We start from the raw sequence: 17,284 nt of genomic DNA on the forward strand, positions 1-17,284 counted from the left end.
ATCGCCCCTCACCGGCCGTGCCTTGCGGACGGGCGAGCTACTGCGCCGGGACGAACTCCCCTGCCACCACACGGCCCATCAGTTCCGTGAGGAGATCCACGCCGGCGAGCATATCGTCGTCGTGGGTTAGCTCCTTCTCATTGTGGGAGATGCCGTCCACGCTGGGCACAAACAGCATAATGGTGGGGACGACGTCCTTCAGGTTGGTCGAATCGTGCCCCGCGAGCGTGCGGACCGTTCCGTGCGTCAGGCCCAGCGCCTCCGCGCTCTTGGCGGCCAGACGCATGCCCGCCTCGTCGTAGGACTTCGCTGCCCAGACATGTTCGGCGCCGCGTTCGATCCGCACGCTTGCCCTTCGCTCGATCTCAGCGACCCGCCGGTGCAGTTCGGCATCGGCGGCGGCCAGCACATCGGGGTCCGTGCTGCGCACGTCCACGAGCAGCTCCACCCGGCTGGCCACCACCACGGGCGAGTTCGGGTAGACCGTGAACTCCCCGCAGGAGGTGATGACGGAATGCTCGTCGGTGCTGAATTCGTCTGCGATGTCCCGCGCAGCGACCACCAGCGAGGAGGCTCCGAGCAGCGCGTCGTGCCGGTCGGCAATCACTGTAGCGCCCGTGTGCGCCTGCTCGCCGTGCACGATGAACTCGTATTTGTTCGCGCCCCAGGTGGATTCGACCAAGCCGATGGTCAGCCCGGCGTCCTCCAGCGACCGGCCCTGCTCAATATGGATCTCCACGTAGGCTGAAATGTCCAGGGCAAAGTCGCCGACGGTGCCGATTGCTTCCAGCGCCTCACGGACGGTGGTGCCGTGCGGATCGGTGGTGGCAAGGACCTTCTCGGCGGGCAGCTTGCCGGTGAACACGGAGCTGCCCATCATGGAGGGCTTGAACCGGCACCCTTCCTCGTTGAACCAGTTGATGACGGCGATGTTGAACGCCGGTTTGGTACCCCCGGCCGCCAGCCGCTGCTTGAGCCGGATCGCCGCGTGGGCGCCGGCCAGCACGCCGTAGGCGCCGTCGAAGCGCCCGCCGAGTGGCTGCGAGTCCAGATGCGAGCCGACTCCGATATACGGGGCACCCTGCACCAGCTCGAGCAGCGCGAATTGGTTGCCCACCGCGTCGTAGCGGACCTCGAAACCGTGCCCCTCGACCAACCCGCGGAACCAGTTCCGGGTCTGCCCGTCCGCAACGGTCCCGGCCTGACGGTCCACTCCCCCGCTGGCCGTGGCCCCGTACGAACTCATGGAGCGGAAGTCGTGCAGGAAGGACCCGGCGTCGTCGCTGGACTGGCCGGCCTGCTGCGAGGCGGTGATGGTCATGATGGCACTCCTAGGGTCTGATTGTTCAAAAGGTGCTCCGCGGACGACGCCGGCGCGGGGCTCGCGGCACGGACGGCGGCGCGGTTCGGGGCCGGAAGCGAGGCGTTGCCGGCACGGCTCGGGGCCGGCAGCGGGGCGTTGCCCGCGCTGGGCGCCGTGCCCGCCTCCAGGGTGTTGTAGGTAAATTCGCCGCCGACGATCGTGGCAAGGACCTCGAGCTTGGAGATGTCGGCAGCGTCCAGCGGTGAGCCGGACAGCACCGCGAAGTCCGCCAACTTCCCCCTGCGCAACGTGCCCTTCTCGCCGGCCGTGCCCGTGGCCCGGGCGGCCCAGTCGGTGTAAGTCCGCAGCGCTTCTTCGGGAGTGAGGCCTTCGGACGCCCCGCCGAGGATCCGTCCTTGTTCGGTGCGCCGGTCCACCCAGGACTGCATCGCGCGAAGAACATTGTTATCGGCCACCGGCAGGTCGGAGCTGCCGGCAACCAGGATGCCCGCGTCCACCAGCGAGCGTCCCCGGTATAGCCAGCCCTCGCGCTCCGCACCCACCAAGGCGGCAAACTGGTCGCCCAGCGGGCCGATGAAGGCGGCCTGCGGGGTGACAGCGATCCCGGCCGCCGCCACGGGCGCCAGCTGGTCCGGCCGCGCAATGCCGAAGTGCTCAATCCGGTTGGGCAGATGGTTCCGGCCGTAGCGCTCCTGGCAGCCGATAATGATCTCGGTCGCCAAGTCGATGGCCGCGTCGCCGATGGCATGAAGCGCAATCGGCCAGCCGGCCCGGTAGGCCGCGTCCACGCGTTCACGGTAGGCCTCGGGTGAATCCAGCAGGTAGCCCCTGGTGTGCTGATGGCCGCAGTAGTCCTCGGTCACGGCCGCCGTGACGCCCAGCAATGAGCCGTCCATGAAGACCTTTACCGGCCCCAAGGACACCCATTCGTCGCCGAAGCCCGCAACCGCCCCGAGATCCAGTCCCCGTCCGTTGCCGGTGCCATGCATGTCGGCGGCGTTGGCCTCAAGCGGCCGCAGCGAGTCCAGCGCGGGCATCAGCTGGGCGCGGGCGTGGAGCTTGCCGGCCTGCTTGGCCTTCAGGTACGCCTGCACTTCCACCGGGCTATGCCCTATCCAGCCGCCCCCGATGCCTGCCTCGGTAAAACTGGTGATCCCTTCGGCCGCGTAACGCGTGGTCGCCGCGTCCAATGCCTCGACGATGCGCTCCACCGGATACGGCAACAGCAGGTTCTGGATCAGCTGCTGCGCGGATTCTTCGACAACGCCGGTGGGGTATCCGTCAGGGCCGCGGAGCACGGCGCCGCCGGTGGGGTCGCTGAAGCCGGGATCGAAGACGCCAGCCAGGCGCAAGGTGGCGGAGTTGGTGATGGACAGGTGCCCCGAGACGTGCCGCAGGTACAGCGGCCGGTCGCCCGTGATCTCGTCCAGTCGGCGGATATCCGGATAGGCACCGCCGTGGTGCTTGTGGTTAAAGCCGGTGCCGTTGACCCAGGCGCCCGGCCGGTCCTCCAGCCGCCGGACCTCAGCGTCAAGCAGCGCGTACAGTTCCTCAAGGCCGCGCGCCTGTTCCAACTCGACGGCGCCCAAGCCCAGTCCCCACCAGGTGGTGTGGCAGTGCGCGTCGATGAAGCCGGGCACCACGGCGGCACCGTCAAGCGATACTTCGCGGGCAGCGGTGCAGCCGTCAAGCTCCTCGTCGAAGCCGACAATCCGCCCATTCAGTACGCCGACGGCGTGGGCGCGGGGACGCTCTGATTCCAAGGTGAGGATCTCGGCGTCGCGCAGGATAAGGTCCAGTTTCATCGTGCCTCCCCCACCGCCGCCGCCAGAGGATTGCCGGCATCATGCGCAGCCAGCCCGGGTGAAGCCAGGCCTGCGATTTCCTCCGGCGCATTGGCCGTGCCGGGCGGCATCGTCTGCGGATCCGTGACCAGGTGCAGCAGCGCCAGCCGCCCGCTGGTCAGTGCACGCTCCAGCGCCGGCCCAAACTCGGAGGTCGCTTCGACGCGTTCCCCGTGCCCGCCGAAGCTGCGGATCCAGTCGGAGAAGTCGGGGTTGACCATGGAGGTGCCGGACGGCCGGTCCGGGTAATGCTTGCGCTGGTGTTGGACGATGGTGCCGTAGATGCCGTTGTCCACCACGATCACCAGCGGAGCAGCGCCGTGCGCCGCCGCCACGGCCAGTTCCTGGGCATTCATCATGAAGTCGCCGTCGCCGCAGACGGCCACCACCTGCCGGTCCGGTTCGATCAGCGACGCGGCGACGGCCGCCGGGACGGCCAGTCCCATGGCGCCGTTGCGCGGCCCGATCAGCGAACCGGCGCCGTGGTGGCACAGGTAGCGGTGGCCCCAAAGGGTCGCGTTGCCGGCGCCGTACGTCACCACCTTGTCCGCAGGCAGCCGGTCTTCCAGCACGCCGAAGGCCACCCCCAGGTCAACCCCGGGGCTGTGGTCCGGACGAGGCGTCGCGTAGCGGCGCTGGTCTGCGGCGAGCGCGTCCATCCAGCCGCTGCCCCGGGTGCCGCGGACCTCTGCGGCAGGAGGAAGTGCGTCAACGAAGGCCGACGGCGAAACCGCCAGATGCTGGTCAATCCGGCCGGAGTGCATGGCTGCATCCGGATCCGGCAGCACCAGCACCGTCGTGGCCTCGAAGCCCTTGGTGTAGCCGTCGCTGAGCACATCGCTCCGACCGCAGCCGATGAATACCAACAGGTCGGCCTCGTCCAGCCTGGCGGCCAGGGTGTCAGCCCGGCCGTAGCCGAGCCAGCCGGACCAAGCCGGTGAACCGTGCGGAACCACGTCGTAGGCACGCCAGTCGGCCGCCACCGGCACCTGCGCCTCGGCTGCCCAGGCAGCGAGCTTCCCGCCGTCGTCGTTCCAACCCTCGCCGCCGGCAATGATCAGCGGACGGGCGGCGGCGGCCAGCCGGCCGACCAGTTCCTCCATCGCGGCCGGGGGCGGGACGGCTGCTGCCAGCGCACGCGGTTGAACTACCCGCGTGTTGGTCTGCCGGACCAGCACGTCCTCCGGCAGGCCGATCACCACCGGACCGGGCCGGCCGGACACAGCCAATTGCATCGCCTCGGCCACCGTTTCCGCGGCGCGGTGCTCGTCGTCGAGCACCACCACGCGTTTGGCGGTCGTCGAGAACCAGCCCTCAAGGCTGAACTCCTGGAACGAGTCCCGCCCCCGGTCGGCCACCGGGATCAGGCCGACAAAGAGCACCAGCGGGGTCGCGTCCTGCCACGAGGTATGCACGGCAATCATCGCGTTCGCCGCGCCCGGCCCGCGTGTCACCATCGCGATGCCCGGGATGCCGGTCTTGCGCCCCTCCGCCAGCGCCATGAACCCTGCGCCGCCCTCCTGGCGGCACACCACCGTTGCCACCGGCGAGTCGTGCAGCCCGTCCAGGACATCGAGGAAACTTTCGCCCGGTACCGAATACACGCGGCGGACGCCGTGCGCCTCCAACTGGCGGACAATCAGGTGGCCTGCGGACTGGGCCATGGTGTGGTGCTCCTTCGTCAGGAAATTCGTCGTCGGACGTTGGAATCAGTGCTTGAAGCCGGGCAGGTTCACGCTCATGCGCGGAGCCACGACACCGGCCACGGCGGTGAACAGGCTGAGGAACACCAGCAAGGCGGCGGCCGGCCACCAGTGGTTTCCGGCGGCGGCCACGGTGCCGGTGGCCAGCAGCGGAACGAAGCCGGAGAGCATGCCGGCGGTGTTGGAGGCGAAGCCCACCCCGGTGTAACGGGTGCGGGCCGGGAACAGGCCGGTCAGCACCGTGCCGGAAGCCGCGTACGGGAACGAGAGCGTCGCCACGGCGAGGACCATACCGATAACCACCAACACAGAGTTGCCGCTGGCCACCAGCAGGAAGGCCGGCACGGCGGCCAGGGCGGAGGCGATGCCGCCCCACAAGATGACGCGGCTGGCGCCGAACCGCTCGCCCAGGCGGCCGCCCAGAATGAGGACGGGGATTTCGACGATGGCCGCAATCATGCCGCCCAGCAGCATCAGCCGGGCGGAGTAGCCCAGGATGTTAACGCCGTAGTAGACCACAAACGCGGTGACCAGGTAGAAGCCGCCGACGCCGAGCAGGGCCGCGGCCATGCCGATGATGATGTGCTTCCAGGACTCCCTCAGGGTGGTGCGGATCGGGGCCTTCTCCACCTGGTCGTGCTCAAGCAACTCGGCAAAGACCGGGGATTCTTCCAGCCTGCTGCGAATGTAGAGCGCGATCAGCAGCATCGGGATGGCGGCCAGGAAGGGGATGCGCCACCCGAAGGAGTTGAAGGTTTCCTGCGAGAAGAACAACGTCATCAGGAAGAAGCCGCCGGACGAAAGGATGGTGCCGATCGGTGAACCGATCTGCGGCAGCGCCGCGTAGCGGGCACGGCGTTCCAGCGGGGCGTTCTCCACCACAATCGTCATGGCGCCGGACCACTCGCCGCCCACAAACAGTCCCTGGGCCACACGCAGCAGCACCAGCAGCACCGGGGCGGCCACGCCAATGGCGGCGTACGTCGGCAGCAGGCCGATCAGGCCGGTCACCACGCCGATGCCCACAATGGTGACCATCAAGGTCTTGCGGCGACCGATCTTGTCGCCCATGGCCCCGAAGAACATGCCACCCAGCGGTCGTGCCACCAGGCCGACGCCGAACGTGGCGAAGGACGCCAGCGCCGCCGCCGTTGCGTTCTCATTGGCGAAGTACTGGACATTGAACACCAGCGCCGCCGCCGCGCTGAACAGGAAGAAGTCGTACCACTCCATGGCAGTGCCGATGAGGGCACCGATGGAAACCTTCATCGCCTCCTTGTCCGTGATCTGCCGGGTGGCCCCGGCCTCTAGGTTCAAGGTTTCTGACATGGTTCCTCCGTGTTGGGTGTTCAGGTGTTCCGTTGTGCCGGACGCCACAACGCGTGACGATGCACACCAGCCTCCCAGAGTGTGCCGCGTCACACCCGCACGAAACGTTGCGGCTTTTCGCGGCTAAGATGTGCAAAAGCACACGATAGGGGTAAAAAACGCCATGGAAGCACCGCTCATGGCAAACCACGACGACGATGCCTCCGCAGCCCGTTGGAACCTGCTGCTGGACCAGCTGTCCGTGGACAAGCTGACGGACCTCTTCATCGAACGCATCCTGCAACTCGACGACTACCGGGACGGGGTGCTGCCGGCCAGCGAAATCCGCCGCACGGGGGCGGCCTCGTTCCGGGCGCTGATTGAGAGCCTGCGCCCCGGCGACGACAGCGAACGCCTCATCGCCGAGCGGCAAGGCATTTCATTGGACGTCGGTGTCTCCCGGGCGAGGACCGGCATCCCCGTGGAGTCCCTGATGACCGCAATCCGCATCGACTTCACCGTGATCTGGGGCGAACTCATGGCACTGGCGGGCCCGGACGACGCCGAGCTACTGGTGCGCCGGGCCGAAACGGTGTGGCAGGTGGTGGACTCCTACGCGGCGGAAACCCAAGCCATTTATATGGCCGAGCGCCAGCGCATGGCTCAGGAAGAATCCTCGGTGCGTCAAGGACATGTCGCCACAATATTCGGGCAGGTCGACCCGCCGTCGGAAACGCTCACCCGCATCGCCGACGAGCTCGGCATCGATGAAACTGCTCCCCTCGTGGTCGCGGCAGCCACAACCGACGACTCCGCCGCGCTTCGTGTGGAGGTTGCCTCGGCTTCCCGCCGTGGCACAGAAATATTCACCCACCCCCTGCCCGACGGACTCGTCGCCTTCTGGGCAGCCGATGACCGCCCGGGCAGCGCCGCCCGCGAAACCACCGAGCACATCAAGAACATCCGCTGCGGCCTGGTTGCCCAGGTCGGAGGCCTCACCGACCTGCGCGTCGCCGCCCAAACCGCCCGCGCCCTGGCGTCCTTGACCGAAGACAGCGATCAGCAGGCCCTCACGATGCAAAACGCCTGGGCCAGACTGGCTCGGCACCGCCTCTCCGAAACCGGAGTTCCGATTGTCCCCGACGTGGACGCCGCGCTGGCCCGATGCGGAACGGTGGAACGGGCCCGGCTGGTGGAAGCGGTCCGGTCCTACCTTTCCACGGGCAGCATCGCCCAGTCCGCAGACCAGCTCTTCTGCCACCGGAACACCCTGATGAACCGGCTGCGTCGCTTCACGGAATTAGTCGGCGTCGACGTGACCATCCCCCAACAAGCCGCCCGCCTCGTCGTCGCTTGGTCCTGACCGAGCGACGCAGCCAATCCCGCTGGCCAGGCCTCGCCGCATCTGGGAGTACCTCCGGATGGAAGTCCTGGCTGCGGGAGCCCAGCCGCGGCCCTGCTCGCAGGCCACGTGGAGCACGAGCACCCGGGCCACGAGCGCGGGGAAAAGGCCGGCGCGATTTGGCTCAGCGCTGCCGGCCGCTACCCTGTGCTGCTACTGGAGCGGGACCCTAATCAGTTTTTTGTTCACGAATTCATCCATGCCGAAACGGGCAAGTTCGCGACCAACGCCGGAGCGCTTAACCCCGCCGAAGGGCAGGTCGGCTTGGGAGTCGGGGGTGGAGTTGATGAACACCATGCCGGTGTCCAGACGGTCAGCGACTGCTTTTGCCTTCTCTACATCCGCACTGAAGACCGCGCCGCCTAGTCCATAGGGCGAGCTATTCGCCAGTTCGATGGCTTCCTCTGCATCGGCGACCTTGTAGATAACAGCAACGGGACCGAAGAGTTCCTTGAGGTGCGCCCGCATACCGGGCTTCACGTCAGTCAGAACCGTAGGCTCGACGAACGCGCCGGGACCGTCCACGTGCTTGCCTCCAGTACGCAGAGTGGCCCCTTTGGACACCGCGTCCTTGACCTGCTCGATGAGTTCGTCGGCAGCGGCCTTGGAAGACACCGGCCCGAACCGCGTCTCGGGCTGGAGCGGATCGCCCGGCTTGATGCGGGCCATGCGGGTGGTGAATTTTTCCACGAACTCGTCGTAAAGGTCCTCGACGACGAAAAACCGCTTTGATGCCGTGCAGGCCTGCCCGGCATTGCTCATCCGGCCGGCAACTGCCGACTTTACTGTTTGGTCCAAGTCGTCGCTGTCGAGGACGATGAAGGGGTCGCTTCCTCCCAGCTCGAGAACATATTTCTTCAGGTTTCGGCCGGCAACTTCGGCGACGGCGGCACCGGCGCGCTCGCTGCCAGTGAGGGAGACTCCCTGCACGCGGGGATCTGCAATGATCTCGGCAATCTGCTCGTTGGTGGCGAAGATGTTGATGTAGCCGCCGTCCAGTAATCCCGCATCCTCGAAGATCTGTTCCATGGCCAGTGCGGACCTCAGGCACTGCCGGGCATGCTTGAGCAGAATGGTATTCCCGAGCATCAGGTTCGGCGCGGCAAAGCGGGCCACCTGGTAGTACGGGTAATTCCACGGCATGATGCCCAGCAGCACGCCGATCGGCGCACTGCGGACAACGGCTTCACCCCCGCCCTTCACGGTCAGCCGCTCGTCGGCCATGAAGCCGGGACCTTCGATGGCGTAATACTCGTAGATGTCTGCAACGAGGCTGACCTCGCCCCGTGCCTGGCTAACGGGTTTGCCCATCTCCTGGCTGATGATCCTTGCGAGCCCTTCTTTGCGCTCGCGGTAAAGTCCTGCCACCCGCAGCAGGATGCTGGAGCGTTCCTGCACCATCGTATTGCGCCAAGAATCAAATGCGGCGTGGGCGCTTTTCACTGCCCCGGCGACCTCCTCGTCACTGGAGGCCGGCATTTCGCATAGAATTTCGCCCGTGGCCGGGTTAATTGTCCTGTAGTAGCTCATAAAGATTGAGCATACCTGTCATCGACTTCGGCAATCCAACATTCCCGACAAGCCCCCACCGCCGATTAACACTGTCCGGCATGAATGTCCTTTCATCGTTCAGCGGGTAGAATATCTATGTTCGAGATCAGACCGGAGAACCCGGCGTCTTGATTCGATCCCTAGGAGAACAACCCGTGGCTTCACCGATGGCGCTTCAGTCTCAAATCTATCGATCGTTGCCGGACATGGAACGCTCGGAGGCCATCGTCCGCCGGATCTCGACGGCAATCTCCTTAGGCATGCTGCGGGTCGGGGAACGCCTTCCGGTTGAGGCTGAGCTGTCAGAGATGTTTGGCGTCGCTGGCGCAACCCTTCGTGATGCCTTGGCAGAGTTGCGGGACCAAGGTGTGGTCGAAACCCGGCGGGGGCGCAACGGCGGCACTTTCGTGGTGAAGTTCCCTGCCACGCAGGAGGAGAACCTGCGCCAGTACCTGCGCGAGACCTCCATCGCTGACCTTCGCGATCTGGGCGACGAACAAACAGCCGTTGCTGCCGCCGCCGCCCGGCTGGCCTGCGACCGGGCAGATCCCAAGGACCTAGACCGGTTGGAACAATTGGCCCGCGGGCTTGAGCAGGCGGCTACCCCCGAGGTCCAAGCGCGGGCCGACAGCCGCTTCCACATCGAATTGGCGGTGGTAGCCCAATCGCCGCGGCTGACCAGCCAGGAGATCAGGCTGCAATCGGAAGTCGGGCAACTACTGTGGACTCCGCTGGCAGGCGTGTTCGATGCCCTGGCCGCCGCGCGTGAGCACTTGGGAATCGTGGCCGCAGTGCGGGAGGACGACCCCGACAGGGCGCAGCGCTTGGTCTTGGAACACATCCGCCGTAACACCTACCACTTGATCGATACCAAGCTGACCCTTACCCATGCCGGCGAAGAACAGGAGATTTCATGACCGCGCCAGCAACTTCACAGGCGGCCGAGAGTGCCGCCGCCATCGAGGCATGGCTTAACGGGCTTTACCAGGACCTCCACACGTCGTCCAAGAAGGTGGGACAGCGCCTAGAGGAAAAAGTCTCCCCCGGCAGCAAAATGTCGCCCACTGAAATAGTGGGCATCGGCGAAATGGCGGACTCTTTCCTAAATTCGCATGACATTGCTGTGGGCGCCGGCGAGATATTCTCCCTGTCCGCCATAAAGGACTCCCAAGGCGTCCTGGAATGGTGGACCCGAAACAATTCCGGGAACATTGAAAAATTCGGTTTCGACCTGGCCCCGGAAGGTGATCGTTTCTACGATTACGAGAAGCTACCCTGGTTCTCCATTGCCGCTAAAACGGGACAGCAATCGATCGCCGGACCCTACGTCGACTATCTGGGGTTCGACGAATACATCGTCACCTGTGCCGTTCCCACCTACGTGCATGGCACATTCATCGGTGTCACGGGATGCGACATCCGGGTCCGGGACTTGGAAAACAAGCTGATCCCGATCGTCCGCCGCATTCCGGGCGATGCAGCCCTCCTCAACGACCAGAACCGCGTGATTCTGGGCAATTCGGGGCGCTTCATTGTCGGTGAACGGATCAAGTCCGCGCCCGCAGGGTTCGGGTTCCTTCCGCTGGAGGTACCTAACCTGAACTTGCGGTTAATCTGCGCGACCGAGTAGCCGCGCAGATCAACGCTCAAACATTCACTCGATCAGCCAATCGTCCGAGGGCTCTGGCACCTCCGTTCCGGCGCTGTTCGTGCCTGCTCTGGCGGACGAACTCGGCAAACAACGCCATCCGGTCATCGGCGTTGCCGCCCGAATCCTCCGGGTGCCACTGCACGCCAACCACCCAGGTCTTGCCCGGATGCTCGGTTCCTTCAACAACACCGTCGTCGGCAACGGCCGTTACCGTCAGTTCCGCGCCCACCTGCCCTACGGCCTGGTGATGCCCCGACCGGACGGTCAGCCGTTCACAGTCCATGATCGAGGCCACCTTTGAGCCGGGGAGCAACCGGATGGACTCATCCAAAAACATCGGTTCCCCCGGTCCCCCGCGGTGCAGGTGCCACGGATCAAGATCCGGAATCAGGGTGCCGCCGCAGGCCACGTTCAGCAGCTGCGAGCCGCGGCAGATGGCCAGCATCGGCTGGTCCCGCTCGAGTACTCCCTGGATCAGCTCCAGGCAGTACTCGTCCGCTCGGCGGTCCACGCCGTAGGAGTTTGGCACCGGATCATGGTGGCCGTACAGCTTGCCGTCCACGTCTCCGCCGCCCAGGAAGAGCACGCCGTCGAAGTCCGCCAGCTTCTCGGCCGGCATGAACTCCGTGGCCGCGCTGTCCACCAGCTCGCCGCGCGCACCGGCGGCCAGCAGCGTCTCAAAGGCAGTCCGCGTGAATCGCTCCATGAGTTCCAGCGTCTGGTTCGTCATCCCGGGAAAGGTCAGGGAAACGACGACGCCGATGCGCGGCGCGTCCGCCGGCAGGTCGGCGAACCCGGCCGGCAGCACGGCCGCGGGGTCAACCCGGAGCTCCTCCCCGCTCACCGCGCACCCGCCGCGGTCAGTCCGCTCTCGGCGGTGGCACGGCGCCGTGCTGCCGCTTGAACCACCCACTGGAACAACGCGTGGTCGCTGGCATTGGTCTCCGCGGTGTCCTCCGGATGCCACTGGACGGCCAGCATCGGCGCTCCTGCAACTTCCACCGCTTCCACCACGCCGTCGGTGGCGGTGGCGGTGACCGTCAGGCCCTCGCCCAGTACTTCAATCGCCTGATGGTGGTAGGAGGAGACGTCCGCCGTCTCGCTCCCCACGACCTCGGCCAGCAGCGAACCTGCGGCGACCTGGACCGGATGGACTGTGCCCTTGTGCTGCACCTCCCCGGGTGCGAGGTGCTGGATCAGAGTCCCGCCGCGACCGACATTTAGCAGCTGCAGGCCGCGGCAGATGGCGAGCAGCGGCACGTCCGCGGCGAGGCAGCCTTCGATGATCTTGGTTTCGTAGTCGTCCTGTCCGTCGTAGTCGGTGGGCCAGTAGTGCTCGTCGGGCTCGGCACCATACAGGGACGGCGCCACGTCGGCTCCGCCGGGCAGCACGACCCCGTCCAGCCGGGCCAGCTGTTCCGCCGGACTCTCGCCGGTACCCGGAAACATGATCAGCGGCTCGCCGCCGGCACGAACAATGCAGCGCAGCACCGCGGCGGCCACGGCGACGCCGTCGTAGCGCAGTCCGTGGACGGAATTGGACCACATCCCCGGCACTCCAATCAAAGGCCGTCTCATGCCGGGACCTCCGTGCTCAGCGGGAACGGCAGGTGCGGCATCCACTCGGTCCACACGGCCTCCAGCCGGCCGTCGGAGACGACAACGCCCAGTGCGCGGTTGAGTTCGGCCAGCAGCTGCGGGTTGTCCTTCGCCACGCCGATGCCCCAGCGGTTGCCGGTCCGGGCGGTGAAGGCCACGTCGTATGCAGGGTCCTCTCCCAGCGGAACGGTCACGACGTCGTCGTCCACCATGGCGTCCACCTCGCCGTTGCGCAGCGCCGCGAGCATGTCACCGAAGACGTCGTCGCTGGCGCCGAACGCTACCGGAATGATCCCTGGGAAAGTGGAGGCGAGCCGCATATTTGCGCTGCCTTCGATGGCCGCGACCCGGTATCCGGAGAGTTCCTCCGGTGAACGTGCCGGATCGCCCTTCCGGACCAGGACGGTCTCGTCGAACACCGCGTACGGCTCGGTGAAGTCCACTATCGCCTGGCGTTCGGGGATGATTCCCTGACCGCACCAAACGGCGTCGACCCGGTGGTCCCGCACCGCCGGGAGCATGTCGTCCCAGGCCATGAACGCCCACTCCACCCGCAGGCCCATGGCGGAGGCGACCAGTTCGGCCGCTGCCGGTTCGTATCCGCGGCGGTTGCCCTCACTGTCCGCCAAATTGAACAGCGGCGGCGCCTCGGAGTCGATGCAGGCCAGGCGCAGGGTCCTCGGGGTCAACGTGCTGACGGCGCTCACGGGATGGTCTCCCAGTACATCTCGCGGTCCCACTCGGTGATGGCACCGCAGTAACGGGCCCATTCCTCCTGCTTCAGCTGCGTGTAGATCGCCACCAGGTCCTCGGGCAGCGCCGACGTGAGGTAGGTGTCGGACACGAACGCATCGATCGCGTCACCCAGCGTGAGCGGCAGTTGCCCGCCGACCGGGCCGCCGGCGCCGCCGTCGGGCATTCCGGGATCAAGCTGGCGGTCCAGCCCGTCCTGCATGGCCGCGATCAGCAGTGTGTGGGACAGGTAGGGGTTCACGGCCGCATCCGGCACGCGGTACTCCATCCGGCCGTTCGAAGAGATGCGGATCAGGCAGCCGCGGCTGTCGAGTCCCCAGTTGGCCAAGCTCGGCGCGAACTGGCCGGCATCCCAGAACCGCTTGTAGGAGTTCACGGTGGAGGCCATGACGGCCATCGACCCCGGGGCGTGGGCGAGCATGCCGCCGATGGCGTGCCTGGCCGTCTGTGAGACGTGCAGTTCCACCCGGCCGGCGTCCTCGGTAACGTTTGTGTCGCCGTCCCACAGGCTCAGGTTGTGATGGCAGCCGTTACCCATCTGGCCGTTGTAGGGCTTGGGCATGAAGCTGGCGGTGACGCCGAATTCGCGGGCTACCTGCTTGCAGATCTGCCGGTAGGTCACCAGCCGGTCGGCGGTGTTTTCCACCCGGTCGTACATCCAGTTCAGCTCGAGCTGGCCGTCGTCCTCGTAGTCGCCTTCAATCATGTCCAAGCCCATGGCCTTGGCGTAGGTGACCAACCTTTTGTAAATGGGGCGCATCCGCTCCAGGTTCTCCACCTGGTAGGCGGGGCTGGTGCCGGGCTTCTTGACAACCTCTAGGCCGGGTCCCTCCCACGTCATCTCCGGTTCGGTCCCGGAACGCACCTCGAAGCCGGTGCGGGCGGTGAACGCCTCGTGTGAGCGGATCAGCAGGGACCGGGTGTCGATCGGCATCAGGCGGCCACCGACCTCCGGAAGATGCGGAGGCTCGTAGGCGGTGCAGAAAATTCGGGCGACCGAGGTGTCCCAGGGCAGGACCACGAAAGTGTCCGGCTCCGGCAGCGCCCAGAACTCGCGGGCCTCGATGCCGCCGCCGATCAGGTTGCCGTGGCGGTCATTCTGCAGGTCCGACAGCGCGGTGCGGTGGAAGCAGATGCCCTTCTCCAAGTTGCGGCGGAAGTGATTGGCAGGAACCATTTTCGCTACCATGCGCGAGCCAATGGTCGGCAACGCATAGTAGACGTATTCAACACCGGCTTCTTCGATCTTGCGGCCAAGTTCGCGCACCGTTTCGGGGCGCAGGTTGCGCTCTTGGTGGCGGGCAAAGGCATCGCGGTCGCTCAAGACAGCCAGCATCTCGGTCGCGGCCTCGTCGGGGCGTACAGGGGTTAGTGTCATCTCAGTTTTCCTTCGGGTCTGTGGCCAGTCCGTTTTAGACGGCGGCGAGCTGGGAGCTTGCAGGCAGGCCGGCCTCGGTCACGAGCTTCCGGTAATGCAACTGGCGGTCGGCGGGCAGTGCGGAGGTAACGGCACCGATCAGCCGGCCGCCGAGGTAGTAGGCAAGAGCAGCACCGTCGGCGGGCCGGGACGGGTCCCCTTCAAGGACCTCGATCCGGTCTGCGACGGCTGGGCTGCCTACGCCCTGAACGCGGATACCGAAGATGTCCGTCCAGAATGAGGGCAGCGGCACAGTCGGTTCCGGGGTTTCCATTCCGTTCAGTCCGGCAACCAAGGCCGGTGCGGCGATCTTGGCGGTGTCGGCAGGTGTGGCCCAGTGCTCAACGCGGCGTGGGCCGGTGCCGGCGCGGCGGTCCGGGTAGCGCGCCACGTCGCCGACCGCGACCACGTGCACGGCCCCGAACACCCGCAGGTGCTCGTCGCAGAGCACGCCGTCAGTCAGGTCCAGGCCGTTGCCAGCCAACCAGTCGACGTTTGGCTTGGAACCGACAGCCTCGATTACGGCATCGGCCGGCACCTCTCGTCCGCCGGTCAGGCGGACCCCGGTGCAACGCTGCGGCCCGTCGGCGCCGTCGTCGTGCCAGGTGAATGAGGTGACGCGTTCCCCTGAGACGCACTCGACGCCGCGTTCGGTCAGGAAGTTGCGCATGCCCTTGCTCAGCTCGCGGCCGAGCGTGTGCTGCATCGGCCCGCTGCTACCTTCGATCAACGTCACCCGGCAGCCCAGCAGCGTGGCCGTGGCAGCTGCCTCGCAGCCGATGAATCCTGCGCCGACCACCACAATCCGGGCATCCGGGCGTAATTCCCGGTGCAGGCCCAGCGCGTCCTCCAGCGTGCGGATGACGTGCCGGCCATACAGCGGCCCGGGAACCCGGACGCGTGCCGGCCGCAGCCCGGTGGCGACCACCAGTCCGTCGTAGCTCACGTGCTCGCCAGAAGCGAGGGCGAGGGTCCGGTGCGCGAGGTTTGCGCGAGTGACCGGTGCTCCGAGCTTCCAGTCAATGTCGGCGGCGGTGCGGCGCTGCCGCAGAGTCACGGACGCCAGGGCTTCCTGCATCGAGCCGGGCGACTTCAGCAGTTCCTTCGAGAGCGGCGGCCGGTTGTAGGGAGGATGGACTTCTTCGCCGATCACGAGGATCTCCTCCTCCCAGCCGGCCGACCGCAACTGTTCAGCGGCACGTAAACCTCCCATCGAGGCTCCGGCGATGGCGATTCTGCGGGCCATGATCAGTCCTTGAGGAAGATCGCTTGGACGGGGCAGACGTCGATGGCTTCTTCGACCTCGTCCAGAAGGGAATCGTCGAACGTCGGCTCGTACTCGAGGACGCCGTCCGGGTTCATACGGAATACTTCCGGCGCGGCGATAGCGCACTGGCCATGGTTGTCGCACAAGCTGCGGTCGACATCAACGGTCTTCATGGGGTCCTGCTTTCTGTTAGTGCTGAAGTGCTGGGTGGTGCTGAAGTGCTAGTGGTGCTGTCTACGGTTTAGGTGCGCTTGGTGAAGCCGATCGGCAGGCGGATGGGCCCGGTGTTGCCGGAATCGGGCAGCCACTCGTCTCCCCCGGCCAGGTACGGGGCAGCGATGCGGCTGGCCAGCAGCGGCAGGGCCTCGCTCATATCCGCTCGTGCAACGAAGTGGCCCAGACAGTGGTGCACGCCGCCGCCGAAGCCGTAATGCGGCGCATGCTCGCCGAGCAGATCCATCTCCGGGTTGGGGAAGGCCTTCGGGTCGGTGCCGGAAGACTGGGTGAAAAGGTGTACCGTCGTGCCCTTCTCAATGAAGAGGTCCTGATAGGTGAAGTCCTCCACCGCTTCCCGGGTGACCCAGGTGACCGTCGGGTTAATCCGCATGACCTCTTCGACGGCCTTAGCGCCCAGTTCCGGGCGCTCCGCCAGCAGCTCCCACTGCTCTGGGTTGCGGATGAAGGACTGCATCGCCAGTCCCAACTGGTTGCGGGTGGTGTCCATGCCGCCGAAAATCAGCAGCACCAGAGCGTTGCGCAGCTCTTCATCGCTGAGCCGGTCTCCGTCGCGGCTGGCAAGTACCAAACGGCTGACAAAGTCCTCGCCCGGGTTTGCCTGGCGATCCTTGATCAGCTCGTCGGCGTATTCGTAGAGCTCCGCGACTGCCGCCTCCACCTTGTCCAAGTCCCGCTTGAACGTCACGCCGAGGGCCAGTCCAACAGTGGAGGCCAGCCGGGCGATCGTCGGCCACTCGCTCTCCGGAATCCCAAGAAGGATGGTGAGCACCCGAGTGGCATAGGGCTCGGCGAAGTCGCGGATAAACTCGCACTCGCCCTTGTCGATAAACGCGTCGATCAGTTCGTTGGCTAGGGCCTGGAACCGCGGCACCAGGTCCTTGATCAGCCGGGGCGAGAACGCCGGGTTAAGCAACCGGCGGATGCGGTGGTGGTCCTCGCCTTCCAGCACCAGCAGATTCTTGGTCCACCAGTCGTAGAACAAGCCGCCGTGGACCCCGTTGTGCGCTGGCCACTGGGCACTGCCCTGCTTCAGCTTGGGGCTCTTGAGCAGTTTGCTCACCTCGTCGTACCGCAGCACGGCGATGCCGTAATTGGTCCTCGCGTACCAGTTGGCCTCGCGTGCATTGCGCAGCTCTTCGGACTGCATGGCGAACGACGGATCCGAAATGTTCAGGTACGGAATGTCAACAGTGGGCGTACTCATGGGTAGAACCTTTTCCTCATCTTG

General features: G+C 66.0%; 15 protein-coding genes. 3 read left to right on the plus strand and 12 right to left on the minus strand.

Annotation, left to right across the window (positions count from 1 at the left end; translation table 11 throughout):
• Positions 1-37: 37 nt before the first annotated feature.
• From AC5RUP_RS04795 to AC5RUP_RS04810, 4 genes are read right to left on the minus strand one after another with little or no spacing between them, the layout of a single operon-like run.
• Complete coding sequence (locus AC5RUP_RS04795; protein WP_494154691.1) at positions 38-1,321, minus strand: M20 family metallo-hydrolase; 1,284 nt, start codon at positions 1,319-1,321, stop codon at positions 38-40.
• Positions 1,318-3,129 (minus strand): amidohydrolase, encoded by a 1,812-nt coding sequence (locus tag AC5RUP_RS04800; protein ID WP_494158324.1) that lies wholly within the window; start codon positions 3,127-3,129, stop codon positions 1,318-1,320. Before AC5RUP_RS04800 ends, AC5RUP_RS04795 begins: the two co-directional genes overlap by 4 nt.
• The gene (locus AC5RUP_RS04805) at positions 3,126-4,832 is read right to left on the minus strand and encodes a thiamine pyrophosphate-dependent enzyme (RefSeq protein WP_494153461.1); all 1,707 of its coding nucleotides are present in this window, start codon (positions 4,830-4,832) and stop codon (positions 3,126-3,128) included. Before AC5RUP_RS04805 ends, AC5RUP_RS04800 begins: the two co-directional genes overlap by 4 nt.
• Positions 4,833-4,877: 45 nt before the next feature.
• On the minus strand, positions 4,878-6,200 hold the full coding sequence (locus AC5RUP_RS04810; protein ID WP_494090992.1) for an MFS transporter: 1,323 nt from the start codon (positions 6,198-6,200) through the stop codon (positions 4,878-4,880).
• Between the two features lie 178 nt (positions 6,201-6,378).
• On the opposite strand from AC5RUP_RS04810, the gene AC5RUP_RS04815 reads away from it, so the two are divergent.
• A complete protein-coding gene (locus tag AC5RUP_RS04815) occupies positions 6,379-7,542 on the plus strand; it encodes a PucR family transcriptional regulator (RefSeq protein WP_494153462.1) in 1,164 nt (387 codons plus the stop codon).
• A gap of 192 nt (positions 7,543-7,734) precedes the next feature.
• Here AC5RUP_RS04815 and AC5RUP_RS04820 read toward each other — a convergent pair whose 3' ends face one another.
• A complete protein-coding gene (locus AC5RUP_RS04820; RefSeq protein WP_494153463.1) occupies positions 7,735-9,111 on the minus strand; it encodes an NAD-dependent succinate-semialdehyde dehydrogenase in 1,377 nt (458 codons plus the stop codon).
• 176 nt (positions 9,112-9,287) lie between these two features.
• Here AC5RUP_RS04820 and AC5RUP_RS04825 point away from each other — a divergent pair, with 176 nt between their 5' ends.
• Positions 9,288-10,049 (plus strand): FadR/GntR family transcriptional regulator, encoded by a 762-nt coding sequence (locus AC5RUP_RS04825; RefSeq protein ID WP_494153464.1) that lies wholly within the window; start codon positions 9,288-9,290, stop codon positions 10,047-10,049.
• Positions 10,046-10,762: a cache domain-containing protein gene (locus AC5RUP_RS04830; protein WP_494153465.1), complete on the plus strand. Its 717-nt coding sequence runs from the start codon at positions 10,046-10,048 to the stop codon at positions 10,760-10,762. Before AC5RUP_RS04825 ends, AC5RUP_RS04830 begins: the two co-directional genes overlap by 4 nt.
• Positions 10,763-10,778: 16 nt before the next feature.
• On the opposite strand, the gene AC5RUP_RS04835 is transcribed toward AC5RUP_RS04830, so the two are convergent.
• The 7 genes from AC5RUP_RS04835 to AC5RUP_RS04865 all read right to left on the minus strand — a co-directional run bounded on the left by AC5RUP_RS04835 (position 10,779) and on the right by AC5RUP_RS04865 (position 17,260).
• Positions 10,779-11,627, minus strand: a complete 849-nt coding sequence (locus AC5RUP_RS04835) for a gamma-glutamyl-gamma-aminobutyrate hydrolase family protein (RefSeq protein WP_494153466.1) — start codon at positions 11,625-11,627, stop codon at positions 10,779-10,781.
• On the minus strand, positions 11,624-12,361 hold the full coding sequence (locus AC5RUP_RS04840) for a gamma-glutamyl-gamma-aminobutyrate hydrolase family protein (protein WP_494153467.1): 738 nt from the start codon (positions 12,359-12,361) through the stop codon (positions 11,624-11,626). The genes AC5RUP_RS04835 and AC5RUP_RS04840 overlap by 4 nt, the downstream gene beginning before the upstream one ends.
• Positions 12,358-13,089: an ABC transporter substrate-binding protein gene (locus tag AC5RUP_RS04845; RefSeq protein ID WP_494014540.1), complete on the minus strand. Its 732-nt coding sequence runs from the start codon at positions 13,087-13,089 to the stop codon at positions 12,358-12,360. The genes AC5RUP_RS04840 and AC5RUP_RS04845 overlap by 4 nt, the downstream gene beginning before the upstream one ends.
• On the minus strand, positions 13,086-14,513 hold the full coding sequence (locus tag AC5RUP_RS04850) for a glutamine synthetase family protein (protein WP_494153468.1): 1,428 nt from the start codon (positions 14,511-14,513) through the stop codon (positions 13,086-13,088). Before AC5RUP_RS04850 ends, AC5RUP_RS04845 begins: the two co-directional genes overlap by 4 nt.
• A gap of 34 nt (positions 14,514-14,547) precedes the next feature.
• Complete coding sequence (locus AC5RUP_RS04855; protein ID WP_494153469.1) at positions 14,548-15,798, minus strand: NAD(P)/FAD-dependent oxidoreductase; 1,251 nt, start codon at positions 15,796-15,798, stop codon at positions 14,548-14,550.
• A 2-nt stretch (positions 15,799-15,800) separates the two neighbouring features.
• Entirely contained in the window at positions 15,801-15,992 is a 192-nt protein-coding gene (locus AC5RUP_RS04860; RefSeq protein WP_493968506.1) for a ferredoxin, read from the minus strand.
• 68 nt (positions 15,993-16,060) lie between these two features.
• A complete protein-coding gene (locus AC5RUP_RS04865) occupies positions 16,061-17,260 on the minus strand; it encodes a cytochrome P450 (protein WP_494153470.1) in 1,200 nt (399 codons plus the stop codon).
• Between the last annotated feature and the right edge of the window lie 24 nt (positions 17,261-17,284).

This window comes from Arthrobacter sp. Y3223151, from assembly GCF_059091125.1.